The sequence below is a fragment of the Clostridium sp. BJN0001 genome, assembly GCF_022869825.1.
Classification (GTDB): domain Bacteria; phylum Bacillota; class Clostridia; order Clostridiales; family Clostridiaceae; genus Clostridium.
This window is the reverse complement of record NZ_CP094971.1, coordinates 212,080-238,367: the sequence shown is the minus strand read 5'-3', so window position 1 is coordinate 238,367 and position 26,288 is coordinate 212,080. Positions and strand designations below refer to the sequence as shown.

The 26,288-nt window shown below is 33.9% G+C and carries 33 protein-coding genes, 1 tRNA gene and 1 other annotated feature; all 34 genes read right to left on the bottom strand.

The genetic code is table 11. The annotated features are described in order from the left end of the window. Positions 1 to 12: 12 nt before the first annotated feature. Complete coding sequence (gene rplR / locus MTX53_RS01185) at positions 13 to 372, bottom strand: 50S ribosomal protein L18 (protein ID WP_244834368.1); 360 nt, start codon at positions 370 to 372, stop codon at positions 13 to 15. Between the two features lie 18 nt (positions 373 to 390). Then, positions 391 to 933: a 50S ribosomal protein L6 gene (gene rplF / locus MTX53_RS01180; protein ID WP_244834367.1), complete on the bottom strand. Its 543-nt coding sequence runs from the start codon at positions 931 to 933 to the stop codon at positions 391 to 393. A gap of 46 nt (positions 934 to 979) precedes the next feature. Beyond that, positions 980 to 1,378, bottom strand: a complete 399-nt coding sequence (gene rpsH / locus MTX53_RS01175; RefSeq protein WP_244834366.1) for a 30S ribosomal protein S8 — start codon at positions 1,376 to 1,378, stop codon at positions 980 to 982. 31 nt (positions 1,379 to 1,409) lie between these two features. Next, positions 1,410 to 1,595, bottom strand: coding sequence for a type Z 30S ribosomal protein S14 (locus tag MTX53_RS01170; RefSeq protein WP_244834365.1), 186 nt, complete (start codon positions 1,593 to 1,595; stop codon positions 1,410 to 1,412). Between the two features lie 12 nt (positions 1,596 to 1,607). Beyond that, entirely contained in the window at positions 1,608 to 2,150 is a 543-nt protein-coding gene (rplE, locus tag MTX53_RS01165; protein WP_244834364.1) for a 50S ribosomal protein L5, read from the bottom strand. Positions 2,151 to 2,172: 22 nt separating this feature from the next. Next, a complete protein-coding gene (rplX, locus tag MTX53_RS01160) occupies positions 2,173 to 2,487 on the bottom strand; it encodes a 50S ribosomal protein L24 (protein ID WP_244834363.1) in 315 nt (104 codons plus the stop codon). A gap of 15 nt (positions 2,488 to 2,502) precedes the next feature. Beyond that, positions 2,503 to 2,871, bottom strand: coding sequence for a 50S ribosomal protein L14 (rplN, locus tag MTX53_RS01155; protein ID WP_244834362.1), 369 nt, complete (start codon positions 2,869 to 2,871; stop codon positions 2,503 to 2,505). Between the two features lie 28 nt (positions 2,872 to 2,899). Further along, positions 2,900 to 3,154: a 30S ribosomal protein S17 gene (rpsQ, locus tag MTX53_RS01150; protein ID WP_244834361.1), complete on the bottom strand. Its 255-nt coding sequence runs from the start codon at positions 3,152 to 3,154 to the stop codon at positions 2,900 to 2,902. A gap of 23 nt (positions 3,155 to 3,177) precedes the next feature. After that, on the bottom strand, positions 3,178 to 3,390 hold the full coding sequence (gene rpmC, locus MTX53_RS01145; protein ID WP_244834360.1) for a 50S ribosomal protein L29: 213 nt from the start codon (positions 3,388 to 3,390) through the stop codon (positions 3,178 to 3,180). Continuing rightward, on the bottom strand, positions 3,390 to 3,824 hold the full coding sequence (gene rplP, locus MTX53_RS01140) for a 50S ribosomal protein L16 (RefSeq protein ID WP_244834359.1): 435 nt from the start codon (positions 3,822 to 3,824) through the stop codon (positions 3,390 to 3,392). Before rplP ends, rpmC begins: the two co-directional genes overlap by 1 nt. 17 nt (positions 3,825 to 3,841) lie before the next feature. Then, complete coding sequence (rpsC, locus tag MTX53_RS01135; RefSeq protein WP_244834358.1) at positions 3,842 to 4,510, bottom strand: 30S ribosomal protein S3; 669 nt, start codon at positions 4,508 to 4,510, stop codon at positions 3,842 to 3,844. A gap of 24 nt (positions 4,511 to 4,534) precedes the next feature. After that, positions 4,535 to 4,870, bottom strand: coding sequence for a 50S ribosomal protein L22 (gene rplV, locus MTX53_RS01130; RefSeq protein ID WP_244834357.1), 336 nt, complete (start codon positions 4,868 to 4,870; stop codon positions 4,535 to 4,537). 20 nt (positions 4,871 to 4,890) lie between these two features. Beyond that, positions 4,891 to 5,166: a 30S ribosomal protein S19 gene (gene rpsS, locus MTX53_RS01125; protein WP_244834356.1), complete on the bottom strand. Its 276-nt coding sequence runs from the start codon at positions 5,164 to 5,166 to the stop codon at positions 4,891 to 4,893. Positions 5,167 to 5,231: 65 nt separating this feature from the next. Beyond that, positions 5,232 to 6,065 carry a 50S ribosomal protein L2 gene (rplB, locus tag MTX53_RS01120; RefSeq protein WP_244834355.1) on the bottom strand — a complete coding sequence of 278 codons (834 nt, stop codon included), beginning with the start codon at positions 6,063 to 6,065 and terminating at the stop codon, positions 5,232 to 5,234. A gap of 60 nt (positions 6,066 to 6,125) precedes the next feature. Then, complete coding sequence (rplW, locus tag MTX53_RS01115; RefSeq protein WP_244834354.1) at positions 6,126 to 6,422, bottom strand: 50S ribosomal protein L23; 297 nt, start codon at positions 6,420 to 6,422, stop codon at positions 6,126 to 6,128. Further along, entirely contained in the window at positions 6,422 to 7,042 is a 621-nt protein-coding gene (rplD, locus tag MTX53_RS01110) for a 50S ribosomal protein L4 (protein WP_244834353.1), read from the bottom strand. Before rplD ends, rplW begins: the two co-directional genes overlap by 1 nt. A gap of 25 nt (positions 7,043 to 7,067) precedes the next feature. Next, positions 7,068 to 7,697, bottom strand: coding sequence for a 50S ribosomal protein L3 (gene rplC / locus MTX53_RS01105; RefSeq protein ID WP_244834352.1), 630 nt, complete (start codon positions 7,695 to 7,697; stop codon positions 7,068 to 7,070). Positions 7,698 to 7,763: 66 nt separating this feature from the next. Next, complete coding sequence (gene rpsJ / locus MTX53_RS01100; protein ID WP_244834351.1) at positions 7,764 to 8,072, bottom strand: 30S ribosomal protein S10; 309 nt, start codon at positions 8,070 to 8,072, stop codon at positions 7,764 to 7,766. A 326-nt stretch (positions 8,073 to 8,398) separates the two neighbouring features. Next, the gene (tuf, locus tag MTX53_RS01095; RefSeq protein ID WP_244834350.1) at positions 8,399 to 9,592 is read right to left on the bottom strand and encodes an elongation factor Tu; all 1,194 of its coding nucleotides are present in this window, start codon (positions 9,590 to 9,592) and stop codon (positions 8,399 to 8,401) included. Positions 9,593 to 9,633: 41 nt separating this feature from the next. Continuing rightward, positions 9,634 to 11,664 carry an elongation factor G gene (gene fusA / locus MTX53_RS01090; RefSeq protein WP_244835436.1) on the bottom strand — a complete coding sequence of 677 codons (2,031 nt, stop codon included), beginning with the start codon at positions 11,662 to 11,664 and terminating at the stop codon, positions 9,634 to 9,636. Positions 11,665 to 11,798: 134 nt separating this feature from the next. Next, positions 11,799 to 12,269, bottom strand: a complete 471-nt coding sequence (gene rpsG, locus MTX53_RS01085) for a 30S ribosomal protein S7 (protein ID WP_244834349.1) — start codon at positions 12,267 to 12,269, stop codon at positions 11,799 to 11,801. Positions 12,270 to 12,409: 140 nt separating this feature from the next. Next, positions 12,410 to 12,787, bottom strand: coding sequence for a 30S ribosomal protein S12 (gene rpsL, locus MTX53_RS01080; protein ID WP_244834348.1), 378 nt, complete (start codon positions 12,785 to 12,787; stop codon positions 12,410 to 12,412). A gap of 233 nt (positions 12,788 to 13,020) precedes the next feature. Beyond that, positions 13,021 to 16,563 carry a DNA-directed RNA polymerase subunit beta' gene (gene rpoC / locus MTX53_RS01075; protein ID WP_244834347.1) on the bottom strand — a complete coding sequence of 1,181 codons (3,543 nt, stop codon included), beginning with the start codon at positions 16,561 to 16,563 and terminating at the stop codon, positions 13,021 to 13,023. A gap of 21 nt (positions 16,564 to 16,584) precedes the next feature. After that, on the bottom strand, positions 16,585 to 20,310 hold the full coding sequence (rpoB, locus tag MTX53_RS01070; RefSeq protein ID WP_244834346.1) for a DNA-directed RNA polymerase subunit beta: 3,726 nt from the start codon (positions 20,308 to 20,310) through the stop codon (positions 16,585 to 16,587). Between the two features lie 363 nt (positions 20,311 to 20,673). Then, positions 20,674 to 21,039, bottom strand: coding sequence for a 50S ribosomal protein L7/L12 (gene rplL, locus MTX53_RS01065; RefSeq protein WP_244834345.1), 366 nt, complete (start codon positions 21,037 to 21,039; stop codon positions 20,674 to 20,676). 29 nt (positions 21,040 to 21,068) lie between these two features. Continuing rightward, positions 21,069 to 21,569 (bottom strand): 50S ribosomal protein L10, encoded by a 501-nt coding sequence (rplJ, locus tag MTX53_RS01060; RefSeq protein WP_244834344.1) that lies wholly within the window; start codon positions 21,567 to 21,569, stop codon positions 21,069 to 21,071. Between the two features lie 33 nt (positions 21,570 to 21,602). Beyond that, positions 21,603 to 21,731, bottom strand: a sequence feature (ribosomal protein L10 leader region). A 43-nt stretch (positions 21,732 to 21,774) separates the two neighbouring features. Further along, positions 21,775 to 22,464, bottom strand: a complete 690-nt coding sequence (rplA, locus tag MTX53_RS01055) for a 50S ribosomal protein L1 (RefSeq protein WP_244834343.1) — start codon at positions 22,462 to 22,464, stop codon at positions 21,775 to 21,777. A gap of 56 nt (positions 22,465 to 22,520) precedes the next feature. Beyond that, positions 22,521 to 22,946 carry a 50S ribosomal protein L11 gene (rplK, locus tag MTX53_RS01050; protein ID WP_244834342.1) on the bottom strand — a complete coding sequence of 142 codons (426 nt, stop codon included), beginning with the start codon at positions 22,944 to 22,946 and terminating at the stop codon, positions 22,521 to 22,523. Between the two features lie 70 nt (positions 22,947 to 23,016). After that, positions 23,017 to 23,538, bottom strand: coding sequence for a transcription termination/antitermination protein NusG (gene nusG / locus MTX53_RS01045; protein ID WP_244834341.1), 522 nt, complete (start codon positions 23,536 to 23,538; stop codon positions 23,017 to 23,019). A 35-nt stretch (positions 23,539 to 23,573) separates the two neighbouring features. Beyond that, positions 23,574 to 23,804: a preprotein translocase subunit SecE gene (gene secE, locus MTX53_RS01040; protein WP_244834340.1), complete on the bottom strand. Its 231-nt coding sequence runs from the start codon at positions 23,802 to 23,804 to the stop codon at positions 23,574 to 23,576. Positions 23,805 to 23,851: 47 nt separating this feature from the next. Then, the gene (gene rpmG, locus MTX53_RS01035; protein WP_244834339.1) at positions 23,852 to 24,001 is read right to left on the bottom strand and encodes a 50S ribosomal protein L33; all 150 of its coding nucleotides are present in this window, start codon (positions 23,999 to 24,001) and stop codon (positions 23,852 to 23,854) included. Positions 24,002 to 24,188: 187 nt separating this feature from the next. Beyond that, the gene (gene tuf, locus MTX53_RS01030) at positions 24,189 to 25,382 is read right to left on the bottom strand and encodes an elongation factor Tu (RefSeq protein WP_244834338.1); all 1,194 of its coding nucleotides are present in this window, start codon (positions 25,380 to 25,382) and stop codon (positions 24,189 to 24,191) included. Positions 25,383 to 25,438: 56 nt separating this feature from the next. Further along, a tRNA-Thr gene (locus MTX53_RS01025) sits at positions 25,439 to 25,514 on the bottom strand. A gap of 73 nt (positions 25,515 to 25,587) precedes the next feature. Further along, positions 25,588 to 26,208: an RNA polymerase sporulation sigma factor SigH gene (gene sigH / locus MTX53_RS01020; protein WP_244834337.1), complete on the bottom strand. Its 621-nt coding sequence runs from the start codon at positions 26,206 to 26,208 to the stop codon at positions 25,588 to 25,590. Positions 26,209 to 26,288: the final 80 nt, after the last annotated feature.

The following is a 26,288-nucleotide window of genomic DNA, read 5'->3' as shown; positions in this document are numbered from 1 at the left end:
TTCCCTCCTCTATTAGAATTTTAACCCTGCTTCTCTTGCAGCTTCTGCTAATTCTTGAATTCTTCCGTGATATACATATCCGCCTCTGTCGAATACCACTTCTTTAATTCCATTTTCTAATGCTTTCTTTGCTACAGTTTCTCCAACAAATTTAGCTCCTTCTTTGTTTCCACCTTTTACAGAAGCATCTTTGTCTAAAGTTGAAGCAGCAACTAAAGTTTTTCCATTTATATCATCAATTACTTGTGCATATATATTTTTTTCACTTTTATAAACTGAAAGTCTTGGTCTTTCAGTAGTTCCAAAAACTTTTTTACGAACTCTTAGGTGACGCTTTTCTCTATTAGCTTTTTTGTCTACCTTCTTGAACATAAAATTCACTCCTTTCTATTACTTCTTACCAGTTTTACCTTCTTTACGTCTTATAACCTCATCTTGATACTTAATACCTTTACCCTTATATGGTTCTGGTACTCTCCACTTTCTTATATCAGCAGCTGCAAATCCAACTTTTTCTTTATCGATTCCTTTTACAACAACTGTTATCTGATTTGGAGTTTCAAATGTGATTCCGTCTATAGGTTCAACTTCAACTGGATGTGAATATCCAAGGTTCATTACGAGTTTCTTACCTTTTAGCTGAGCTCTATAACCAACACCAACTAATTCTAAAGTCTTCTGATAGCCTTCTGTAACTCCGATTACCATATTGTTAATTAATGCTCTTGTTAATCCGTGAAGAGCTCTGTGGTCTTTTTGTTCACTATGTCTAGTAACAATTACTTCGTTGTTTTCAACTGCTATGCTCATGTCTTTATGCATAGCTTTTACTAATTCACCCTTAGGTCCTTTTACAGTAACAACATTGTCTGGTGTTACTGCAACAGTTACTCCATTTGGGATAGCAACTGGTAATTTACCTATTCTTGACATAACTGCACCTCCTGTATTTATTTTTGTATATTAACTTTATTTAAAACTACCAAACGTAGCAAAGAACTTCTCCGCCTAAACCGTTCTTTCTAGCTTCTCTATCTACCATGATTCCTTTAGAAGTAGAAACAACAGCAATTCCTAAACCATTAAGTACCTTTGGTACCTCATCTTTTTTACAATAAACTCTTAAACCTGGTTTAGATATTCTCTTTATTCCTGTTATAACTCTTTCTTTGTTAGCACCATATTTAAGAGATACTCTTAACATTGGTACAACTCCGTCGTTATATTCATTAATTTCCTTAATATATCCCTCTTGTAATAATATATTAGCAATTTCCTTCTTTACGTTAGAAGAAGGGATTTCTACCACTTCATGTTTTACAGCATTAGCATTTCTTACACGAGTTAGTAAATCTGCTATAGGATCTGTCATAACCATTTAATGTGCCTCCTTTCGTTACTTTATAAGTTTACCAACTTGCTTTCTTGCATCCTGGAATTTCACCCTTATATGCAAGTTCTCTAAAACAAATACGGCAAATTCCATATTTTTTAAGTACAGCATGTGGTCTTCCACATATTCTACATCTTGAATAAGCTCTAGTTTTATATTTAGGAGTTTTGCTCCATTTTTCAATTATAGCTTTACGTGCCATATGATTTCCTCCTTATTTTTGAGAGAATGGCATACCTAAGAATCTAAGAAGTTCTCTAGCTTCTTCATCTGTGTTAGCTGATGTAACAAAGATAATATCCATTCCTCTTACTTTATCAATCTTGTCATATTCAATTTCTGGGAATATTAATTGTTCTTTAATTCCTAATGAATAGTTTCCTCTTCCATCAAATGCTTTGCTTGAAACACCTCTGAAATCTCTTACTCTTGGTAATGCGATACTCATTAATTTGTCAGCAAATTCAAACATTTTAGCTCTTCTTAATGTTACTTTACAGCCTATTGGCATGTTTTCTCTTATTTTGAAGTTCGCAACTGATTTTCTTGCTCTAGTTAATACAGGCTTCTGTCCTGAAATTAAAGTTAAATCGCTAACAGCACTTTCTAGTACCTTATGATTTTCTTTTGCTTCTCCAACACCCATATTAATTACTATCTTTTCAAGCTTTGGAACTTCCATCATATTTTTATAACCAAACTTTTCAACTAAAGCTGGTACTACTTCTTTTTCATATTTCTCCTGAAGTCTTGTCATACTGGTTACCTCCTTTCAGATCTTAGAATTGTTCTCCACATTTTTTGCATACTCTTACCTTAGCACCGTCATTTAAAATCTTATTGCTAATTCTAGTAGCTGATTTACATTTAGTACAATATAACATAACTTTTGAACTATTTATTGGAGCTTCTTTTTCTACGATTGCACTCTCAACATTAGCTCTGTTAGCTTTTTGATGTTTCTTTACTATATTAACTCCTTGAACAAGAACTCTTCCTGCTTTAGGATATGTTTTTAAAACTTCTCCAGTCTTTCCTTTATCTTTTCCAGATATAACGATAACTGTGTCATTCTTTCTTACATGTATCTTCAAATTAGCCACCTCCTCTTATAGAACTTCTGGTGCTAATGATAATATTTTATTGAATTCCTTATCTCTTAGCTCCCTTGCAACAGGTCCAAATACACGTGTTCCTCTTGGTTGTTTGTCATCTTTTATTAAAACCGCTGCATTTTCGTCAAATTTAATGTAAGATCCATCATCTCTTCTTACGCCTTTAGCTGATCTTACTATAACTGCTTTTACAACTTCTCCCTTTTTAACAACTCCACCTGGTGTTGCACTTTTTACGCTGGCTACTATTACATCACCAATATTACCAAACTTTCTTTTTGATCCGCCTAATACTCTGATGCACATTATTTCTTTTGCACCGGAATTGTCAGCAACCTTTAATAAGGTTTGTTGTTGTATCATTGAATTTACCTCCTTTCAGTATTAAAGCCTATTTAGCCTTTTCTACTATCTCAACAAGTCTCCATCTCTTATCTTTAGATAATGGTCTAGTTTCCATAATTGATACTTTATCATTAATTTTTGCTTCATTATTTTCATCATGAGCTTTGAACTTAGTAGTTCTATTAATAATTTTTCCGTATAGTGGATGTTTAACCTTAGTTTCAACAGCGACTACGATTGTCTTATCCATTTTATCAGAAACAACCTTGCCTATTCTCTTCTTTCTTAATCCTCTTTCCATCAGGGCTTACCTCCTTCCAACTATTATTGTTCCAATGCACTAATTTCCTCTAATCTTAAGATGGTTTTTATTTGGGCTATAGATTTCTTTACTTCTCTAATTCTCATTGGATTTTCTAATTGACCTGTAGCTAACTGGAATCTTAAGTTGAATAATTCAGCTTTAAGATCTCCTAATTTTGCTTCTAAATCTTGTGGGTTTCCTGCTCTTAACTCTTTTAATTCTCTAGCCTTCATTATTGTTCACCACCCATTTCCTCAAAATCACTCTTTGAAACAAATTTAGTCTTTATAGGAAGCTTATGTTTTGCAAGTCTCATTGCTTCTCTTGCAATATCTTCTGTTACTCCTGATAATTCAAATAATACTCTACCAGGCTTAACTACAGCCACCCAATACTCTGGAGCTCCTTTTCCAGAACCCATTCTTGTTTCAGCTGGTTTTTGTGTAACTGGCTTATCTGGGAAAATCTTTATCCAAAGTTTTCCTCCTCTTTTTATATATCTATTAATAGCAACTCTGGCTGCTTCTATCTGGTTACTAGTAATCCAACCACATTCTAATGCTTGAATACCATAGTCTCCATAAGCTAAGAAGTTTCCTCTTGTTGCTTTACCTTTCATTCTACCACGTTGAGTCTTACGATGTTTAACTCTTTTAGGCATTAACATAATTAATTCCTCCTTTCTTATGCGTTAGCCTCTTCCTTTTCTTCTACTTTCTTTGTAGGAAGAACTTCCCCATTATATATCCATACTTTAACTCCAATTTTTCCATATGTTGTATTTGCTTCTGCAAATCCATAATCAATATCAGCTCTTAAAGTCTGTAAAGGTATTGTTCCATCATGATACTGTTCAGTTCTTGCTATTTCAGCTCCGCCTAATCTACCAGAACAAGAAGTTTTAACTCCTTTAATTCCATGTCTCATAGCTCTTTGCATTGTCTGTTTCATAGCTCTTCTGAACGAAATTCTTTTCTCAAGTTGTGCAGCAATATTTTCTGCCATTAACTGAGAATTTGTTTCAGAATTCTTAACTTCAACAATATTAATTAATATGTTTCTGTTTTTAACGAATCCTGATAATTTAGATTTTAATGCTGTAATTCCTGAACCGCCTTTTCCTATTACAACTCCAGGCTTTGCAGTATATATGTTTAACTTAACTCTCTTTGCTGCTCTTTCGATTTCGATCTTTGAAACACCTGCTGAGAAAAGTTCTTTTTTAACAAATTTTCTTATTAAATTATCTTCAACTAAGTTATCTGCAAAATCTTTCTTATTAGCGTACCATTTTGCATTCCAGTCTTTGATAACTCCGACTCTTATGCCATGAGGATTTACTTTTTGACCCACTTGCGTTTCCCTCCTTATAATAAATTAAGCTCTTTCTTTAACAACTATTGTTATGTTGCTTGTTTTCTTTAATATTTTAAATGCTCTTCCTTGTGCATGAGGTTGAAATCTCTTTAATGTTGATCCCTGACCTACAAATGCTTCAGATACATATAAATTATCTGCATTTAATTCTAAGTTATTTTCTGCGTTTGCAACAGCTGATTTTAATGCTTTATTAATTACTACTGCTGCTTCTCTTGGTGTAAATTGTAGTATTGCGAAAGCTTCTTTAACTTGCTTTCCTCTTATTAAATTAAGAACAGTACCAACTTTTATTGGTGACATTCTAATATATTTTGCTACAGCTTTAGCTTCCATTTATGATCCTCCTTTCCAGGCTATCTTGTTGTTGTTTTATTAGAATCATGACCTCTATAAGTTCTTGTTAAAACGAACTCACCAAGCTTATGTCCTACCATATCTTCTGAAATATATACAGGAACATGCTTTCTTCCATCATGAATAGCTATTGTATGACCAATCATCTGTGGGAAAATTGTTGAACTTCTTGACCAAGTTTTTACAACTTTCTTTTCTCCATTGGCATTCATTTCTTCTATCTTCTTAAAAAGTCCTTCATGTACAAAAGGCGCTTTCTTTGTTGATCTACTCACTAATATGCCTCCCTTCATAATTTAGAAAAAGTATATTGTGAAGAGAATCTTCCATTCTCCTCACTCTATTTAGTTCTTCTATCTTTAACGATAAATCTATCTGAATATTTTCTTGCTTTTCTAGTCTTATATCCAAGTGTTGGTTTACCCCAAGGAGTAACTGGACTTGGTCTTCCGACTGGAGCTTTACCTTCTCCACCACCATGAGGGTGATCGTTAGGGTTCATGACAGATCCTCTTACTGATGGTCTCCATCCCATATGTCTCTTTCTTCCAGCTTTTCCTAAGTTAACGATGTCGTTTGTTGTATTTGATAATGTTCCAATTGTTGCTCTGCATTCAATTCTAACATATCTCATTTCGCCTGAAGGTAATCTAAGAGTTGCATACTCTCCTTCTTTGGCCATTAACTGTGCTGCACTTCCTGCTGATCTAACTAACTGTCCGCCTTTTCCACTCTGTAATTCTACATTATGAACAATTGTACCTACTGGGATGTTCTTAAGTTGTAATGCATTACCTGGTTTGATATCAGCTTCTGCACCTGATTCAACTGTGTCTCCAACATTTAATCCTACTGGAGCAAGAATATATCTCTTTTCTCCATCAGCATAAACAACTAATGCTATGTAAGCTGTTCTGTTTGGATCGTACTCAATTGAAACAACCTTTGCTGGGATACCATCCTTATTTCTCTTAAAATCTATTATTCTATATTTTCTCTTTACTACACCACCACGATGTCTTACAGTAATTCTACCTTGTGAATTTCTTCCTGCAGTACTCTTTAAAGCAACAAGTAATGACTTTTCAGGTGTTGAAGATGTTATTTCTTCAAATGTTGGCATAGTCATATGTCTTGTTGATGGTGTAATAGGATTATACTTTTTTACTGCCATTTATAATTCCCTCCTTCTTTAAGCTTCTCTGGTGTTTATCACCAATAATGGCTGTATTAATTATTGCATTCCGTCAAAGAATTCAATTGTCTTACTATCTTCAGTAAGTTTAACTATAGCTTTCTTGTAGTCTGCTCTCTTTCCTACATGTACGCCTACTCTTTTTGTTTTTCCGATACAATTTATTGTTTTAACGTCTTGTACCTTAACACCAAAAACTTCTTCTACAGCTTTCTTTATTTGTGATTTGTTTGCATCAACATGAACTGTAAAAGTGTACTTCTTGTCTGCCATAGTTGCCATAGTCTTTTCTGTGATAACTGGCTTTCTTATAATATCATGGCTTGTTAACTTCATTATGCGTACACCTCCTCAATTTTTGATACAGCATCTTTAGTAATGATTAATTTTTCATATTTTAAAATATCATATACGTTGATGTTGTTAGCAGGAATTACATTAACTCCTTCGATGTTTCTTGCTGATTTGTAAACAGCTTCATTTGATTCTGCTGTAACAATTAATGCTTTCTTAGCTTCTAAAGCATTTAATAATGCTACCATACTTTTAGTTTTTGGTGCATCATATTCTAATGATTCAAGTACTAATAAATCATTGTCATTAACCTTGCTTGATAATGCTGATTTCATAGCAACCTTTCTCATACTCTTTGGAACTGATACTCTATAATCTCTAGGCTTTGGTGCGAAAACAATTCCTCCTTTGATCCACTGTGGTGATCTTATAGATCCTTGTCTTGCTCTACCAGTACCCTTTTGTCTCCAAGGCTTAATTCCGCCTCCTCTGACTTCAGATCTAGTTTTAGTTGACTGAGTTCCCTGTCTCTTATTTGCTAATAATGCAACTACAACTTGGTGTAATGCATATTCATTTATTTCTGCTGCAAATACATTTTCGTTTAAATCCATATCTGCAACTTTGCTTCCTTCTTTGTTATATACTGCAACTTTAGGCATTTCATTTCCTCCTTCCTAAATAAATTTAAGCTCTAACTGTATTTCTAATTACTACAGTACTTCTGTTTGCTCCTGGAATACCGCCTTTAATTAAAATTAAGTTCTTTTCAGCTATTACCTTAACTACTTCTAAGTTAAGAACAGTTGTGTTCTTTGATCCCATTTGTCCTGGCATCTTCATGTTCTTGAATGTTCTAGATGGATCAGAACATGCACCCTGTGATCCTGGTGCTCTCTTAAACTTAGAACCATGAGTCATAGGTCCTCTCTGGTGTCCCCATCTCTTAATAGCTCCTTGGAATCCCTTTCCTTTTGATACTGCAGATACATCAATCTTATCTCCAGCTTCAAATACGTCAGCTTTAATTTCATCATTTAAATTATAAGCACTTACGTCTTCTAATCTTAATTCTTTTAAAGTTCTTCTAACAGAAGCTCTTGCTTTTGCAAAATGACCTTTTTTAGGATTATTAACTAATTTTTCTCTTATTTCTTCAAATCCAACCTGAATAGCATTGTATCCATCTTTTTCAACTGTTTTCTTCTGAACAACAACACATGGACCTGCTTCTACTACTGTTACAGGAACAACTTTACCTTTTTCGTCAAAGATCTGAGTCATTCCGACTTTCTTTCCTAATATAGCTTTTTTCATTTTCTGCACCTCCAAACTACTTAGCGGACTGCAATGCAATCATAAATAGCCGTTATTTTATAATAATTATAATTTGATTTCTATGTCTACTCCAGCTGGTAGATTTAATCTCATTAATGCATCAACAGTCTTTGGTGATGGATTAACTATATCTACTAATCTCTTGTGAGTTCTGATTTCAAATTGTTCTCTAGAGTCTTTGTACTTGTGTACCGCTCTTAATATTGTAACTACATCTTTTTCAGTTGGTAATGGAACTGGTCCTACTACCTTAGCTCCTGAAGTTTTTGCAGTTTCAACAATCTTTTCAGCTGATTGATCTAATATTGTATGATCAAATGCTTTTAATCTGATTCTTATTTTTTGTTTTGACATTTCAGTTTCCCTCCTTTTCATGTACGTTTTACTTCTAACGCACAACAGCGATCTTATTGTAAACTGTTCCAGGTGTTTCTTAAAAAAACTCTCAGCTACACAATCCTGTCATAGAATTCTAGATTCTATTTACTCCTCAAAAATTACCCGGAAGCCCGGCAACCTCTTGATTCAACGCTGTATGCTATGCAACTTCTTTATTATACTATGTTCCTATATTATTTTCAAGTTTTTTTTCATTTTTATTTTATTCTCTACACTTTTTTTGTTTTACAAAAAAAGTAGGATGAATTTGACATTCATCCTACATGTATATTATCTAAGAATTATTCTTCTATCTTAGTAACAACTCCAGATCCTACTGTTCTTCCACCTTCTCTGATGGCAAATCTTAATCCTTCATCCATTGCTACTGGTGTGATTAAGTCAACCTTCATGTCGATGTGGTCTCCTGGCATTACCATTTCCATTCCGTCTGGTAATTTAATTGTTCCTGTAACGTCTGTTGTTCTGAAGTAGAACTGTGGTCTATATCCATCGAAGAATGGTGTATGTCTTCCGCCTTCTTCTTTCTTAAGTACATATACCTGACCTACAAATTTTGTATGTGGATGTACTGATCCTGGTGCAGCTAATACCTGACCTCTTTCGATTTCGTCTCTCTGGATTCCTCTTAATAATGCTCCGATATTATCTCCTGCTTCTGCTTCGTCTAATGTCTTTCTGAACATTTCAAGTCCTGTAATTACTGTCTTCTTCTTATCTGGGCTTAATCCAACGATTTCTACTTCGTTTCCTACTTTGATTTCTCCAGCTTCAACTCTTCCTGTTGCTACTGTTCCTCTTCCTGTGATTGTCATTACATCTTCTACTGGCATGATGAATGGCTTATCTGTTGCTCTCTGTGGAGTTGGAATATAGCTATCTACTGCATCCATTAATTCCATTATGCATTTTGTTGCTTCTGGATCTGTTGGGTTTTCTAATGCTTTTAATGCTGATCCTACGATTATTGGAATGTCGTCTCCTGGGAAGTTATATTCATTTAATAATTCTCTTACTTCCATTTCAACTAATTCGATTAATTCTGGATCATCTACCATATCTGCCTTATTTAAGAATACTACGATATAGTCAACTCCAACTCTTGATGCTAATAAGATATGTTCTCTTGTCTGTGGCATTGGACCGTCTGCTGCTGATACAACTAAGATTGCTCCATCCATCTGTGCTGCTCCTGTAATCATGTTCTTTACATAATCAGCATGTCCTGGGCAGTCTACGTGAGCATAATGTCTATTGTCTGTTTCATACTCAACGTGTGCTGTATTGATTGTGATTCCTCTTTCTTTTTCTTCTGGTGCCTTATCGATTGCTGCATAATCAAATGCTTCTGCATATCCCTTATTTGCTAATACTGTTGTAATAGCTGCTGTTAATGTTGTCTTACCGTGATCTACGTGTCCTATTGTTCCAATGTTAACATGGGGTTTTGTTCTTTCATATTTTGCTTTTGCCATTTTAAATTTCCTCCTCAATAAAAGATATTTATTTAATTATATTATTTTTCTTTCTTACCAGCAATAGTTTCTTGAATACTCTTTGGTACTTCTTCATAATGATCAAATGTCATGATGTGGTTTCCTCTTCCTTGAGTTCTAGATCTTAATGCTGTTGCATATCCAAACATTTCAGATAATGGAACAAATGATCTGATTATTTCAGCACCATTTCTTAATTCCATTCCTTCAATTCTTCCTCTTCTTGAGTTAAGGTCTCCAATAACATCTCCCATATATTCTTCTGGTACTGTTACTTCAACTTTCATTGTTGGTTCTAATATAACTGGATGTGCTTTTGCCATAGCATTCTTAAATGCCATTGATCCAGCAATCTTAAATGCCATTTCTGATGAATCGACATCATGATAAGAACCGTCAACTAACTTAGCTTTGAAGTTGATTGTAGGATATCCTGCAATTATACCATTCTGTGCTGCTTCTTTAATACCTGCGTCAACAGATGGGATATATTCCTTAGGAATAGCTCCTCCTACGATAGCATTTTCGAATGTATATTCACCTTCGCATGGGATTAAGTCGATAACACAGTCTCCATATTGACCTCTACCACCTGACTGTCTAACAAACTTACCTTGTACGTGGTTAACTTCCTTCTTAATTGTTTCTTTATAAGCAACTTGTGGAGCTCCAACGTTACATTCAACCTTGAATTCTCTCTTTAATCTATCAACAAGAACGTCTAAGTGAAGTTCTCCCATTCCTGCGATGATTGTCTGACCTGTTTCTTCATCAGTCCAAGTCTTAAATGTTGGATCTTCTTCTGCAAGTTTAGATAAAGCTATGCCCATCTTTTCCTGGTCAGCTTTTGTGTTTGGTTCAATTGCTTCATTAATAACTGGATCTGGGAATTCCATGTTCTCTAAGATGATTGGTTCATCTTCGCAACATAAAGTATCTCCAGTTGTTGTATTCTTTAATCCAACTACTGCGCCTAAATCTCCAGCTCTTAATTCAGTAACTTCTTCTCTATGATTTGCATGCATCTTAACAAGTCTTCCGACTCTTTCTTTTTTACCCTTTGTTGAATTAAGTACATAAGTACCGCTTTCCATAACTCCTGAGTAAACTCTTGTAAATGATAATCTACCTACAAATGGATCTGTAGCGATCTTAAATGCTAATGCTGACATTGGTGCATCATCATCTGCTGGTCTTTCAAGAGTCTTTTCTGGATCGTCAATGTCTGTTCCTTTTACTGGTGGAATATCAACTGGTGATGGTAAATAATCGACTACTGCATCTATCATTTCCTGAACACCTTTGTTTTTATATGATGAACCGCATATTACTGGAACCATTTCATTAGCGATTGTTGCTTTTCTTATGCATTTCTTTATTTCATCAACTGAAATTTCTTCACCTTCAAGATATTTCATCATGAAGTCTTCATCAGTTTCAGCAATAGCTTCAAGCATCTTTCCTCTATATTCTTCTGCCTTATCTTTTAAGTCAGCTGGAATTTCGCCTTTAATTATTTCTGTTCCTAAATCGTTATTATGGATGATTGCTTGCATTGTAACTAAGTCAACCATTCCTTTGAATACATCTTCTTTACCTATTGGAATCTGTATAGCTACTGCATTTGCTTTTAATCTATCATGTACAGTTTGAATACAATTAAAGAAGTCAGCACCTGTAGCATCCATTTTGTTTACATAAACAACTATTGGTACTCCATAGGTATTTGCCTGTCTCCATACTGTCTCAGTCTGAGGTTCAACACCACTTTTTGCATCTAATACAGTAACAGCACCATCAAGACATCTTAATGATCTTTCAACTTCAACTGTAAAATCTACGTGTCCTGGTGTGTCTATTATATTAATAGCATATCCATTCCACTTACAGAAAGTTGCTGCTGATGTGATAGTTATACCTCTTTCTTGTTCCTGAACCATCCAGTCCATTTGAGATTCACCATCATGTGTTTCACCTATTTTGTGGGTTCTTCCTGTATAAAATAGAATACGTTCTGTTGTTGTAGTTTTTCCTGCATCTATATGCGCCATTATTCCTATATTACGGAACTTTTCTAACGGGAATTGTCTTTTTGCCAATTTTATTCCTCCTCTCAACGGGTTATTTTAAATCATTTAAAATTTGACAAAACTGTTTTGATCATGCAAAACAGTTTTGGTAAATATTAATATCTGTAATGAGCAAATGCCTTATTAGCTTCTGCCATCTTATGAGTATCTTCTCTCTTTTTAACAGCTGCGCCTGTGTTGTTAGAAGCATCTAGTAATTCACCAGCTACTCTCTGACTCATAAGCTTTTCTCCTCTTTTTCTAGCTGCCATAAGCATCCATCTGATACCTAATGTCTGTCTTCTTTCAGGTCTAACTTCTATTGGAACCTGGTAAGTAGCACCACCTATTCTTCTAGCTTTTACTTCTAGTAATGGCATTACGTTGTTCATAGCTTCTTCAAATACTTCTAAAGCTTCTTTTCCAGATTTCTCTGCTATAACACTAAATGCATCATAGCATATTTTTTGAGCTACACCTTTTTTCCCATCTAACATTATTCCGTTTATAAACTTAGTTACAACCTTTGAATTATAAACTGGATCTGGTAATACGTCTCTTTTTGCGATATGTCCTTTTCTTGGCACTTTTCTTCCCTCCTTAACAATTTTAATTTAAGTTCATTGGTACTCGGTAGTATTTCTACCGTAAAGTGCGAATCTTCTACATCTATAATAAACTAAAATAATCTACAATCTATGTTAAGACTAGCACTATTTAATCAAAACTATTTCTGTTTTGGTTTCTTAGCACCGTACTTTGATCTTGCTTGCATTCTGTCAGCAACTCCAGCACAGTCTAATGTACCTCTTACTATGTGGTATCTTACACCGGGAAGATCTTTAACTCTTCCTCCTCTGATAAGTACAACACTATGTTCCTGTAAGTTATGTCCTACCCCTCCGATATATGAAGTAACTTCATATCCGTTAGTTAATCTTACTCTGGCAATTTTTCTTAAAGCTGAGTTCGGTTTTTTAGGAGTTGTTGTTTTAACTACTGTACATACTCCTCTTTTCTGTGGACACTCTTTAAGTGCTGGTGCAGTTGATTTATACATTGTTGTTTTTCTGCCTTTTCTTACTAATTGGCTTATAGTTGGCATTTTTTCACCTCCCAAAATTTATTTATCTATTTATTAAGATAAACATATAGAAATTAAATAATTTAATACTAAATATCTATATAATTAGTATTCTTTACATTTTTTCATTAATAATACAATTGTTAATGAAAATCCTGTATCTTAAACATTAAGAACAGTCTGTATGACTATCTAAAGATAATCACACAAACTGTATTTTATCATTTTAATATTGAACTGTCAACTAATTAAGACTATTTATCCTCTTCTTTAACAATTTCCTCTTCAGACTGATTTTCATCTTCTTTTGGAGAAACTTTTAAGTTTCTATATTTCATCATTCCTGTTCCAGCTGGGATTAATTTACCTATTATTACATTTTCTTTTAATCCTAATAATGGATCAATCTTTCCTTTAATAGCTGCTTCAGTTAATACTCTTGTAGTTTCCTGGAATGATGCTGCTGATAGGAAGCTGTCTGTAGCAAGAGCCGCTTTTGTAATTCCTAAAAGTGTCTTTTCTCCTTTAGCTTCTTCTCCTCCAAATCCTCTTACTCTTTCGTTTTCAGATTCAAAATCAAATACATCAATCATTGTTCCTGGTAATAAATCTGTGTCTCCAGCTTCTATTACTTTAATCTTTCTTGTCATCTGTCTTATTACAACTTCAAGATGCTTATCATTTATATCAACACCTTGTAATCTATAAACTTTCTGAACTTCTGATAAAAGATATCTTCTAGCGCCTTCAATTCCCTTGATATCCATGATATCATGTGGGTTTACTGATCCTTCAGTAATTTCGTCTCCAGCTTCAATACTGTCTCCATCTGAAACCTTAAGTCTTGATCCAAATGGTATATCGTATGATGATTCTTCTCCATCTGCTCCAACAACTACAACAGTTCTCTTCTTTTTAGTTTCTTCAATTCTAATTGTTCCAGCTATTTCACTTACTATTGCAAGACCTTTTGGTTTTCTAGCTTCAAATAATTCTTCAACTCTAGGAAGACCTTGAGTGATATCTGAACCTGCAACTCCTCCTGTATGGAATGTTCTCATTGTAAGCTGTGTACCTGGTTCTCCGATTGACTGAGCTGCAATAATTCCTACTGCTTCTCCAATATCAATCTTCTTTGCAGTAGCCATATTCATTCCGTAACATTTAGCACAAACCCCTACTTTACATTTACATGTAAATACAGATCTTATCTTTATCTTTTTACGTCCTGTTTCTACTGCTTTTTCTGCTAATGCAGGATTCATATACTCATCTTTTTTAACAACTACTTCTCCAGTTTCTGGATTAGTTATATCTTCTGCTGAATATCTTCCTGTAAGTCTTTCTTTAAGGCTTTCAATTACTTCATTACCTTCTTTTATTTCACTTACATACATTCCTTCATCAGTACCACAGTCTTCTTCTCTTACGATAACATCCTGAGATACATCAACAAGTCTTCTTGTAAGATATCCTGAATCGGCTGTCTTTAAAGCTGTATCGGCATTACCTTTTCTAGCTCCATGAGTTGATATGAAATATTCAAGCATTGATAATCCTTCTTTAAATGATGCCTTGATTGGTAACTCAACTATCTTACCTGATGGGCTGGCCATAAGTCCTCTCATACCTGCTAACTGCTTAATCTGAGATTTAGAACCTCTGGCTCCTGAATCTGCCATCATATAAATTGGGTTGAATCTGTCAAGACTGTCCATCAATGCATTCGCAACATCTTCTGTTGTCTTGGTCCATTTTTCAATTACTCTTTCATATCTTTCATCGTCTGATATGAATCCTCTTTTATACATCTTTTCTATTTTTTCAACAGTGTCTTCTGCTTGTTTTAATAAAGTATACTTTTCTTTTGGTACTATCATATCAGCTGCAGATACTGTTACCGCACCTATAGTTGAATAATGATATCCTAAAGCTTTAATATGATCAAGCATAATTGATGTATTAATAGGACCATGTTTTGTATAACATTTATCTATTATATTTCCTAATGTCTTCTTAGTTACTAAGAAATCTATTTCAAGATCAAATTTATTTTCATCTTTACTTCTATCTACAAATCCTAAGTCTTGAGGAATTGATTCGTTGTAAATAAGTTTTCCTACTGTTGTCTTTATTATTCTTGATTCAACTTTTCCATCAAATTCTTTAAAGAGTTTAACATTAACGAGAGCATGAATATCTATTTCATTAAGTTGATATGCCATTACAGCTTCATCTTTACTTGAGAAATATTTTCCTTCTCCTTTAACCTTATCTTTATCGATTGTTAAATAGTATGAACCAAGTACCATATCCTGTGTAGGAACACATACTGGTTTACCATCTGATGGTTTTAATATATTACCTGCTGCAAGCATTAAAAATCTTGATTCTGCCTGTGCTTCTACAGATAATGGTAAATGGACGGCCATCTGGTCACCATCGAAATCGGCATTATATGCTGTACATGCAAGAGGATGAAGCTTTATTGCTCTTCCTTCAACTAATACTGGCTGGAATGCCTGAATTCCTAATCTATGAAGAGTCGGTGCACGGTTTAATAAAACAGGATGATCCTGAATTACATCTTCAAGAACGTCCCAAACCTGTGATTGAACTCTTTCAACCATTCTCTTTGCGCTCTTTATATTGTGTGCAATTCCGTCTTTTACTAATTTTTTCATAACAAAAGGTTTAAATAACTCTAATGCCATTTCTTTTGGTAATCCACACTGATACATCTTAAGTTCTGGTCCAACAACTATAACTGATCTTCCAGAATAGTCAACTCTTTTTCCAAGTAAGTTCTGTCTGAATCTTCCTTGTTTTCCTTTTAACATATCAGATAGTGATTTTAATGGTCTATTTCCAGGTCCTGTTACAGGTCTTCCTCTTCTACCATTATCAATAAGTGCATCAACTGCTTCTTGAAGCATTCTCTTTTCGTTTCTTACTATGATATCTGGTGCACCTAAATCCAAAAGTTTTTTAAGTCTATTATTTCTGTTTATAACTCTTCTATATAAATCATTTAAATCAGATGTAGCAAATCTTCCTCCATCTAGTTGTACCATAGGTCTTAAATCTGGAGGTATTACTGGAATGACTGATATAATCATCCATTCAGGTTTGTTTCCTGATTGTCTAAATGATTCTACAACTTCAAGTCTTCTTATAACTCTAACTTTCTTTTGTCCTGTACTCTGTTTTAATTCAGTTTTTAATTCTTCTGCAGTACTATCAAGATCTATTTCTGATAATAAGTCTTTTATGGCTTCTGCACCCATTCTAGCTTCAAAACTGTCTTCACCAAATTTATCAACAGATTCTCTATATTCTTTTTCGCTTAAAAGCTGTTTCTTTAATAATGGTGTCTCTTTGGGATCAGTTACTATATAAGATGCAAAATATAATACTTTTTCAAGTGCTCTTGGTGATACATCAAGCATTAATCCCATTCTTGATGGAATTCCTTTGAAATACCATATATGTGAGACTGGAGCAGCAAGTTCAATGTGCCCCATTCTCTCTCTTCTTACTTTTGCTTTTGTGACTTCAACACCACATCTGTCACAAACTATTCCTTTGTATCTTATCCTCTTATATTTTCCGCAATGACATTCCCAGTCTTTAATAGGTCCAAAAATTCTTTCGCAAAAAAGTCCGTCCCTTTCTGGCTTTAATGTTCTATAATTTATAGTTTCTGGCTTCTTTACTTCTCCCCTTGACCACTCTCTGATTTGCTCTGGAGATGCTAAACCAATTTGCATGGCATCAAAATTATTTAATTCAAACAAGGGTAAATCCTCCCTTCAAAATTAGTGTTCATCATTAAAATCATTTAAATCTAATGGATTTATATCATCCAATTCCACATTCTCATCAATTTTTATATTATTATCTTCTTCATCATTTTTTTCTTGATCATGTTCAGTATAACCATCTTTTTCTGACGCAGATTCGTTATGTTCTGTATTCTTTCCTTCTTCAGTTCCTTCGATATTAACATCTAAATCTTCAACCTCATCATCAAGACATTCTTTTAATTTAACTTCTTCATGATTTTCATTTAATACCTTGACATCTAAGCATAATGCTTGAAGTTCTTTAATAAGTACCTTAAATGATTCTGGAACTCCTGGTTCAGGAATATTTTCGCCTTTAACAATGGCCTCATATGTTTTAACTCTTCCAACAACATCATCGGATTTAACAGTTAATATTTCTTGTAATGTATGAGCTGCACCGTATGCTTCAAGTGCCCATACTTCCATTTCTCCGAATCTCTGTCCACCGAATTGAGCTTTACCACCTAATGGCTGCTGTGTAACTAATGAATAAGGTCCTGTTGATCTAGCATGAATCTTATCATCAACTAAATGCGCAAGTTTTAAGATGTACATTATTCCAACTGTTACAGGACTGTCAAATGGTTCTCCTGTTCTTCCATCATAAAGTATTGTCTTACCATTTGCATTAAATCCTGCTTTAAGTAAACAGTCTCTAATTTCATTTTCTGTTGCACCATCAAATACTGGTGTAGCAATATGCCAACCTAAATGGCTAGCTGCCCATCCTAAATGTACTTCAAGTACCTGACCTATATTCATACGTGAAGGTACTCCTAATGGATTTAAGCATATCTGAAGTGGTCTTCCATCTGGTAAAAATGGCATATCTTCTTCTGGTAATACTCTTGAAACAACACCCTTATTACCATGACGTCCAGACATTTTATCTCCAACTGATATCTTTCTCTTCTGAGCTATATAGCATCTTACAAGTTCATTTACTCCTGGATTTAATTCGTCTCCATTTTCTCTTGTAAATACCTTAATGTCTACTATAATACCAGCTTCTCCGTGTGGAACTCTTAATGAAGTATCTCTAACTTCTCTTGCTTTTTCTCCGAAAATTGCTCTAAGAAGTCTTTCTTCTGCTGTAAGTTCAGTTTCTCCTTTTGGAGTTACTTTTCCAACAAGAATATCTCCTGATCTTACTTCAGCTCCTATTCTTATAATACCTCTATCATCTATATCTTTTAAAGTATCATCACTTACATTAGGAATATCTCTTGTTATCTCTTCAGGTCCAAGCTTAGTATCTCTTGCTTCACATTCATATTCTTCAATATGTATAGAAGTAAATACATCTTCTCGAACTAATTCTTCAGATATAAGCATGGCATCTTCGTAATTATAGCCTTCCCATGTGATGAATCCCATTCTTATATTCTTTCCTAATGATATTTCTCCTAAATCTGTAGAAGGTCCATCCGCAATAATCTGGTTTTCAAAAACAATCTCACCTTTATCAACGATTGGTCTCTGATTAATACATGTACCTTGGTTACTTCTCTTAAATTTAAGAAGTTTATATACATCAAGTCCTTTATCAGAGTCTCTTCTTATTCTAATTTCATTAGCAGAAACATATTCAACAACTCCTGCATGACGTGCTTTAGGAAGTACTCCTAAGTCGTATGCTGCTTTATATTCTATTCCTGTACCAACTATTGGAGCCTGAGTCTTCAATAATGGAACCGCCTGACGCTGCATGTTAGAACCCATAAGTGCTCTTGATGCATCATCATTTTCAAGGAATGGAATCATTGCTGTGGCAACAGACACTATCTGTCTTGCTGATACATCCACTAAATCAACTTGATTTGGAGATACAAATAAAACATCTTCAAGATATCTTACTGCTATCTTCTTATCTATGAAATATCCGTTTTCATCAACTGGCTCTTTAGCCTGTGCTATTAAACATCTATCTTCTTCATCTGCAGTAAAGTATCTTATTTCATCGGTAATTCTACCTTTTTCTTTATCTACAATCTGATATGGTGTTTCTATAAATCCATACTCATTAACACGTGCAAATGTTGCAAGTGAGTTTATAAGTCCTATATTTGGTCCTTCTGGTGTTTCTATAGGACACATTCTTCCATAATGTGAATGGTGAACATCTCTTACTTCAAAACCGGCTCTTTCTCTTGAAAGTCCTCCTGGTCCTAAAGCTGATAATCTTCTCTTATGTGTAAGTTCTGATAACGGATTTATCTGATCCATGAATTGTGAAAGCTGTGAACTTCCAAAAAATTCTTTTATAGCTGCTGCAACCGGTCTTATGTTAATAAGCATTTGTGGGGTAATTGCTTCCTGGTCTTGAATAGTCATTCTTTCTTTAACTACTCTTTCCATTCTTGAGAGTCCAATTCTGAACTGATTTTGAAGTAATTCGCCTACTGATCTTACTCTTCTATTGCCTAAATGATCTATATCATCAACATTACCGATACCATGAGCTAATCCTAATTCATAACTTATTGTGGCGAAAATATCGTCTTTAAGAATATGTTTTGGAACAAGCTTTGATACATTTTTCTTTATTTCAGCTCTTATGCTCTCTTCATCAGAAAAATTATCTAATATATTCTTTAATGTTGGATAATGTACCATTTCTTTTATTCCAAGATCTGATACGTCAAATGATAGTTGTTTCTTAATATCGACAAAATTATTACCAATTACTCTTACTACTTTTTCATCTATTAATACATCTACAAATGAAATTCCTGCATTTTGAATATCATCTGCAACTTCTTTAGATATTTTTTCACCTTTAGATACCATTATTTCTCCAGTTGAAGAATTAACAACATCTGTTGCAGCTATCTGATTAGCAATTCTTAAACTTAAAGCAAGTTTCTTATTAAACTTGTATCTTCCAACTCTTGATAAATCATATCTCTTAGCATCAAAAAATAATGAATCTATTAAAGATACAGCACTATCTACTGTTGGAGGCTCACCTGGTCTTAACCTCTTATAAATTTCTAAAAGTGCTTCTTCCTTAGTCTTTGTATTATCTTTTTCAATAGTAGCAACTAATCTTTCATCTTCACCAAAGTAATCTATAAGTTCCTGATCTGATCCAAATTCTAATGCTCTTGCAAGTATCGAAATTGGTAATTTTCTTGTTTTATCTATTCTTACATAGATAATATCATTAGAATCAGTTTCATATTCAAGCCATGCACCTCTGTTTGGTATAACTGTTGATGCATATAACTTCTTTCCACTCTTATCAAAAGAACGGCTGTAATAAACACCTGGTGATCTTACAAGCTGACTTACTATAACTCTTTCTGCTCCATTTATAATAAATGTACCTTGCTCTGTCATTAATGGAAAATCTCCCATAAAGACTTCTTGCTCTTTAATTTCACCAGTTTCATTATTCTGCAGTCTTACTGACACTTTTAAAGGTGCTGCATAAGTAGTATCTCTTTCTTTGCATTCTTCTACAGAATACTTAATATTATCTTTATCAAGATTAAAATCTACAAATTCTAACACTAAGTTTCCAGTAAAATTAGTAATAGGATTAATGTCGTCGAAAACTTCATTTAACCCTTCTCTTAAAAACCAATTATACGAATCTAACTGAACTTCAATTAGATTTGGCATTTTGGTAACATCTGGGACCTTACCAAAACTCATTCTTGTTCTTTTCCCAACTTGGACAGGATGTACCATGAATTTTCACCCCTTAAAAAATAAAATAACCAAAAGCGTAACTTCCCTAAGGACTTTAGCTTTCAGGCAACGTCTTAATATAATATATTTTACCCATTATCCACCATTTTATTCTTATTTTTGCCAATAACATCTAATCATAATTATCCATGATGAATAATACATTATATTATGATAACATATGTTTTTTTTTATGTCAACATATGTTTTTAATTATTATGTATAAACGCTATATAAAATATTTACTCAAAATTTATTTAAAATAAACATTTTATATAGCTTTATATTTGATTTTTATTAAATAATTTTTTATAGAGCAAAAAAGGTGCATAAAGCACCTTTTTTCCTATTATGTTTTAGAAACTATTTAAGTTCTACTGAAGCTCCAACTTCTTCTAATTTAGTCTTCATTTCTTCAGCAGCAGCTTTTTCTACGCCTTCTTTTAATGTCTTAGGAGCTCCGTCTACCATATCTTTGGCATCCTTTAATCCTAATCCAGTGATTTCTCTTACTGCTTTGATAACCTTAATCTTGTTAGCTCCGGCTGCAGTTAATACTACATCGAATTCACTCTTTTCTGCAGCTCCTGCAGCAGCTCCTGTAGCAGCTCCTGCAGCTACTGGTGCAGCTGCGCTTACTCCGAATTCTTCTTCGCAAGCCTTTACTAATTCATTTAAGTCTAAAACGCTCATTTCTTTAATTGCTTGTATTATATCTTCCTTTGTCATTTTAATAGCACCTCCAAATTTTTTTTATATTATTCTGCTTCATTTTCTTTCTTTTCTTTTATTGCATTAACAACGCATGCAAATTTTGATACTGGGGCTTTGATACTTCCAAGGAACTTTGCAATAAGAACGTCTCTTGGTGGTATTGTAGCAAGATACTTGATCTCTTCAGCATCATACATTTTACCGTTGATTAAGCCAGCCTGTAATTCAAGCTTCTTATGGTCAGCTGCAAAAGTATTTAAAACTCTTGGAGCAGCTGTAACATCTTCATAACCAAATGCAATTGAGATTGGTCCTTGTAGACATTCGCCTAATCCTTCGATTCCAAGTTGTTTAGCTGCTAAAGATACTAAAGAATTTTTATATACTTTATATTCAATTCCAGCTTCTCTTAACTGTTTTCTTAAAGAAGTATCTTCTTCAACTGTTAAGCCCTGATACTTAGAAACAACTACGGATGTTGCCTTTTCTAGCTTTTCCTTAATTTCAGCTACCTTTGCTTCTTTGAATTCTCTATTTTTGTTCATTTCTTAATCCACCTCCTCACAGTTTTAAACTGCTCATTTTATTAAAAAAGATCTTCCCGTAAACAGAGAAGATCTATAAAATCACATCATAAAATCTCCTAAGCAGGTAAGTATCCTTTATGCATTTGCACCCGCCGTCTACGGAAAACATATTTTCTTTTCAAAACATTAATAATTATATAAGAAATTATTAATTTTGTCAACTCTAGTCTAAAACTTTTGATGGATTAACTTTAGCTCCAGGTCCCATTGTACTAGAAACTGAAACTGATTTTAAATACTGTCCCTTTGCTGATGCTGGTTTAGCTTTTACGATAGCATCCATTAATACATTAAAGTTCTGTTTTAATTTGTCTGTTCCAAAAGATTTCTTTCCGATTGGGCAATGAATAATAGCTGTTTTATCAACTCTATATTCAACCTTACCAGCTTTAATCTCTTCAATTGCTTTTGTTACATCAAATGTAACTGTTCCAGACTTAGGGTTTGGCATTAAGCCCTTAGGTCCTAAGATTCTACCTATTCTACCAACTACTCCCATCATATCTGGTGTTGCAACTACAACATCATAATCGAACCAGTTTTCGCTCTGAATCTTATGAACTAATTCTTCTCCACCTACAAAGTCTGCTCCAGCTGCTGTAGCTTCGTCAGCTTTTGCGCCTTTAGCAAATACTAATACTCTTACTTTCTTACCAGTTCCGTTTGGAAGAACTATTGCTCCTCTAACCTGCTGATCTGCATGTCTAGGATCTACTCCTAATCTTACATGTAATTCAACTGTTTCATCAAAGTTTGCTTTAGCAGTCTTTTCAACTAATTCTAAAGCTTCTGCTGGAGTATATAATGTATTTCTATCTATAAGTTTAACACTTTCAATATATTTTTTTCCCATTTTTTCTGCCTCCTCTGTGGTTTTAGCGGTTTTGACCTCCCACTTATTTTTCGAAATTACTCTTCAATAGTTATTCCCATACTTCTTGCTGTTCCTGCAACCATTGACATAGCTGATTCAACATTAGCAGCATTTAAGTCTGGCATCTTCATTTCTGCAATCTTTTTAAGCTGATCCTTGTTAAGCTTACCTACTTTTGTCTTATTAGGTACTCCTGAACCACTCTTTAATCCTAATTCTTTCTTAATTAGAACTGCTGCTGGTGGAGTCTTTAATATAAAGCTAAAAGATCTATCTTGATAAACTGTGATTACTACTGGTATTATTAATCCAGCCTTATCTGCAGTTTTTGCATTAAACTCCTTACAGAATCCCATAATATTTACACCATGTTGACCTAAAGCTGGACCTACTGGTGGTGCTGGTGTTGCTTTACCAGCTTGAAGTTGAAGCTTAATCATTCCAGTTACTTTCTTAGCCATTTGTTATTCCTCCTATTTATGTGGTATAGCGAACATTTTTTAGTTCTCCCACTTAATTAAAATTAGTTAATTAAACTAATTTTTCAACTTGATTAAAATCTAATTCGGCAAGAGTCTCTCTGCCAAACATTTCAACTAGTGCCTTTATTTTTCTTTTTTCGTTAATTATTTCTTGAATTGTAGCCACTGAATCCTTTAGTGGACCAGAAGTAATTCTTATGCTTTCGCCTACTTCAAGATCAATATCTACTGGAGCTTCTAAAACTCCCATTGATTCAACTTCTTCCTCTGAAAGAGGAACTGGTTTTGATCCTGGCCCTACAAAGCCTGTTACTCCACGTGTATTTCTAACTACATACCATGCTTCGTCTCCCATTATCATCTTTATAAGTACATAACCGGGGAACTTCTTTTTTAATGAGACTTTCTGTTTCCCATCTTTTTCTTCCACTACTTCTTCCATTGGCACTTGAACGTCAAAAATTAGTGATTCAAGATTTCTATTCTCAATTGCTTTTTCAAGATTCGCTTTAACCTTATTTTCATATCCAGAGTATGTATGAACTACATACCATTTTGCTACATCACTCATGTTTTGTTAGGCAAACTGTTTTGCCTGGACCTCCTTTATTTTAATTTCAATAATAGTTGAAAGAGGTGTTTGAAAACAAAATCGAACCCTCCTACTAATATTATAAATATTAGTGAGAATACTAAAACTGCAATAAATGCTTTTTTTGTCTCATCTTTTGAAGGCCAAATTATTATTTTTAATTCTGATTTAACCCCTCTAAAAAAATCGAATAACATGTTTTTTTTAGATGCCTTCTCAGGTTGTATATTGCTTTTTACTGACATATCTTCACATCCTTATAATTCAAGTATATGTCTTTCCTTAACAGAAACTATTTTGTTTCTCTATGAAGAGTGTGCTTTTTACAGAACTTACAATATTTTTTCATTTCGATTCTATCTGGGTTATTCTTTTTATTTTTCATTGTATCGTAATTTCTCTGTTTACACTCTGTGCATGCTAAAGTTACTTTAGTTCTCATCACTGCACCTCCAGTTTATATATTCTATTATTAACAAAAGGCCTTGCCTCTTATTTTTCTTGTACTATTTGTATCATAAATCTTAAATGACACTTTTACACATTAGCATATAATATGCAAATTGTCAAATAATCTTGAATTAGGACTAAGCAGTATTTGCTCAGTCCTTTTTTATACTATCTAAGAATTATTCTTCTATCTTAGTAACAACTCCAGATCCTACTGTTCTTCCACCTTCTCTGATGGCAAATCTTAATCCTTCATCCATTGCTACTGGTGTGATTAATTCAACCTTCATATCGATGTGATCTCCTGGCATTACCATTTCCATTCCGTCTGGTAATTTAATTGATCCTGTAACATCTGTTGTTCTGAAATAGAATTGTGGTCTATATCCATCGAAGAATGGTGTATGTCTTCCGCCTTCTTCTTTCTTAAGTACATATACCTGACCTACAAATTTTGTATGTGGATGTACTGATCCTGGTGCAGCTAATACCTGACCTCTTTCAATTTCATCTCTCTGGATTCCTCTTAATAATGCTCCGATATTATCTCCAGCTTCTGCTTCGTCTAATGTCTTTCTGAACATTTCAAGTCCTGTTATTACTGTCTTCTTCTTATCTGGGCTTAATCCAACGATTTCTACTTCGTTTCCTACTTTGATTTCTCCAGCTTCAACTCTTCCTGTTGCTACTGTTCCTCTTCCTGTGATTGTCATTACATCTTCTACTGGCATGATGAATGGCTTATCTGTTGCTCTCTGTGGAGTTGGAATATAGCTATCTACTGCATCCATTAATTCCATTATGCATTTTGTTGCTTCTGGATCTGTTGGGTTTTCTAATGCTTTTAATGCTGATCCTACGATTATTGGAATATCGTCTCCTGGGAAGTTATATTCATTTAATAATTCTCTTACTTCCATTTCAACTAATTCGATTAATTCTGGATCGTCTACCATATCAGCTTTGTTTAAGAATACTACGATGTAGTCAACTCCAACTCTTGATGCTAATAAGATATGTTCTCTTGTCTGTGGCATCGGACCATCTGCTGCTGATACAACTAAGATTGCTCCATCCATCTGTGCTGCTCCTGTAATCATGTTCTTTACATAATCAGCATGTCCTGGGCAGTCTACGTGAGCGTAATGTCTATTATCTGTTTCATACTCAACGTGTGCTGTATTGATTGTGATTCCTCTTTCTTTTTCTTCTGGTGCCTTATCGATTGCTGCATAATCAAATGCTTCTGCATATCCCTTATTTGCTAATACTGTTGTAATAGCTGCTGTTAATGTTGTCTTACCGTGATCTACGTGTCCTATTGTTCCAATGTTAACATGGGGTTTTGTTCTTTCATATTTTGCTTTTGCCATTTTAAATTTCCTCCTCACTATTTGTAATAAACTTTGCCTAGCGTTTTATCTTTATGTGGAGCTCATAATCGGGATTGAACCGACGACCTCCGCCTTACCAAGGCGACGCTCTACCGACTGAGCTATATGAGCGCACAGTCCTTGCTAATTTCTTGATATACCAATTATAAAGTTTACTATTAATTAATTTATTTGTCAACCAAAATTATTGATTTTTAAAGCATTTTTCAAGCTTTCTCTTAACTCTCTGAAGAGCATTATCTATCGATTTTGGTTCTCTTTGTAATTTTTTTGCAATTTCCTGATATGATTTACCGTCAAGATACAAATTTACAACTTCAAGTTCGAGTCCCGAAAGTTCCTTTTTTATTTTTTCTTTTATATAATCCATCTGTTCTTTACTTATTAATAACTCTTCTGGATCAGTTATCCTTAATCCTGATATTACATCAAGCAGTGTTCTATCAGACTCGTCTTCAAACATTGGTTTGTTTAATGAAACATATGTATTTAAAGGAATATGTTTCTGGCGTGTCGCAGTTTTTATTGCTGTAAGTATCTGTCTCATAATGCATATCTCTGCAAAAGACTTAAATGATGTTGCTTTTTCACTATTAAAATCTCTTATAGCTTTATAAAGACCTATCATTCCCTCTTGATATATATCTTCTTTATCAGCACCTATTAAAAAGTATGATTTTGCTTTAATTTTTATAAAGCCATCATACTTTGATATTAAATATTCCTGTGCCCTTTTATTACTATTTTTAGCTTCTAATACTATCTCTTCATCTTTTTTGCCATTAAACTCTAAAAAATCCTTCACTATAAATCTCAACTTTCTTTAACTGGTAATCCCATTTATAATAAATTATACTCTTAAAAAATTATTGAAGTCAATAATTA

Excerpts from the sequence above, each read along its gene's own strand:
- tuf (WP_244834350.1), bottom strand. The coding sequence starts at position 9,592 with ATGGCAAAAGCAAAATATGAAAGAACAAAACCCCATGTTAACATTGGA.
- rplN (WP_244834362.1), bottom strand. The coding sequence starts at position 2,871 with ATGATACAACAACAAACCTTATTAAAGGTTGCTGACAATTCCGGTGCA.
- rplR (WP_244834368.1), bottom strand. The coding sequence starts at position 372 with ATGTTCAAGAAGGTAGACAAAAAAGCTAATAGAGAAAAGCGTCACCTA.
- nusG (WP_244834341.1), bottom strand. The coding sequence starts at position 23,538 with ATGAGTGATGTAGCAAAATGGTATGTAGTTCATACATACTCTGGATAT.
- rplF (WP_244834367.1), bottom strand. The coding sequence starts at position 933 with ATGTCAAGAATAGGTAAATTACCAGTTGCTATCCCAAATGGAGTAACT.
- secE (WP_244834340.1), bottom strand. The coding sequence starts at position 23,804 with ATGTCAGTAAAAAGCAATATACAACCTGAGAAGGCATCTAAAAAAAAC.
- rplJ (WP_244834344.1), bottom strand. The coding sequence starts at position 21,569 with ATGAACAAAAATAGAGAATTCAAAGAAGCAAAGGTAGCTGAAATTAAG.
- rpsL (WP_244834348.1), bottom strand. The coding sequence starts at position 12,787 with ATGCCAACTATAAGCCAATTAGTAAGAAAAGGCAGAAAAACAACAATG.
- rplB (WP_244834355.1), bottom strand. The coding sequence starts at position 6,065 with ATGGCAGTAAAAAAGTATAATCCTATTACACCATCAACAAGACATATG.
- MTX53_RS01170 (WP_244834365.1), bottom strand. The coding sequence starts at position 1,595 with ATGGCACGTAAAGCTATAATTGAAAAATGGAGCAAAACTCCTAAATAT.
- fusA (WP_244835436.1), bottom strand. The coding sequence starts at position 11,664 with ATGGCGCATATAGATGCAGGAAAAACTACAACAACAGAACGTATTCTA.
- rplL (WP_244834345.1), bottom strand. The coding sequence starts at position 21,039 with ATGACAAAGGAAGATATAATACAAGCAATTAAAGAAATGAGCGTTTTA.
- rplV (WP_244834357.1), bottom strand. The coding sequence starts at position 4,870 with ATGGAAGCTAAAGCTGTAGCAAAATATATTAGAATGTCACCAATAAAA.
- rpsJ (WP_244834351.1), bottom strand. The coding sequence starts at position 8,072 with ATGTCAAAACAAAAAATAAGAATCAGATTAAAAGCATTTGATCATACA.
- rplC (WP_244834352.1), bottom strand. The coding sequence starts at position 7,697 with ATGAAAAAAGCTATATTAGGAAAGAAAGTCGGAATGACTCAGATCTTT.
- rplA (WP_244834343.1), bottom strand. The coding sequence starts at position 22,464 with ATGGGAAAAAAATATATTGAAAGTGTTAAACTTATAGATAGAAATACA.
- rpsQ (WP_244834361.1), bottom strand. The coding sequence starts at position 3,154 with ATGGAAAGAGGATTAAGAAAGAAGAGAATAGGCAAGGTTGTTTCTGAT.
- rplE (WP_244834364.1), bottom strand. The coding sequence starts at position 2,150 with ATGACAAGACTTCAGGAGAAATATGAAAAAGAAGTAGTACCAGCTTTA.
- rpoB (WP_244834346.1), bottom strand. The coding sequence starts at position 20,310 with ATGGTACATCCTGTCCAAGTTGGGAAAAGAACAAGAATGAGTTTTGGT.
- rpmC (WP_244834360.1), bottom strand. The coding sequence starts at position 3,390 with ATGAAGGCTAGAGAATTAAAAGAGTTAAGAGCAGGAAACCCACAAGAT.
- tuf (WP_244834338.1), bottom strand. The coding sequence starts at position 25,382 with ATGGCAAAAGCAAAATATGAAAGAACAAAACCCCATGTTAACATTGGA.
- rpsH (WP_244834366.1), bottom strand. The coding sequence starts at position 1,378 with ATGGTTATGACAGATCCTATAGCAGATTTACTAACTCGTGTAAGAAAT.
- rplD (WP_244834353.1), bottom strand. The coding sequence starts at position 7,042 with ATGCCTAAAGTTGCAGTATATAACAAAGAAGGAAGCAAAGTTGCAGAT.
- rplW (WP_244834354.1), bottom strand. The coding sequence starts at position 6,422 with ATGAAGTTAACAAGCCATGATATTATAAGAAAGCCAGTTATCACAGAA.
- rplP (WP_244834359.1), bottom strand. The coding sequence starts at position 3,824 with ATGTTAATGCCTAAAAGAGTTAAACATCGTAAGACTCAACGTGGTAGA.
- rplK (WP_244834342.1), bottom strand. The coding sequence starts at position 22,946 with ATGGCTAAGAAAGTAACTGGAATGATTAAGCTTCAACTTCAAGCTGGT.
- rpmG (WP_244834339.1), bottom strand. The coding sequence starts at position 24,001 with ATGAGAACTAAAGTAACTTTAGCATGCACAGAGTGTAAACAGAGAAAT.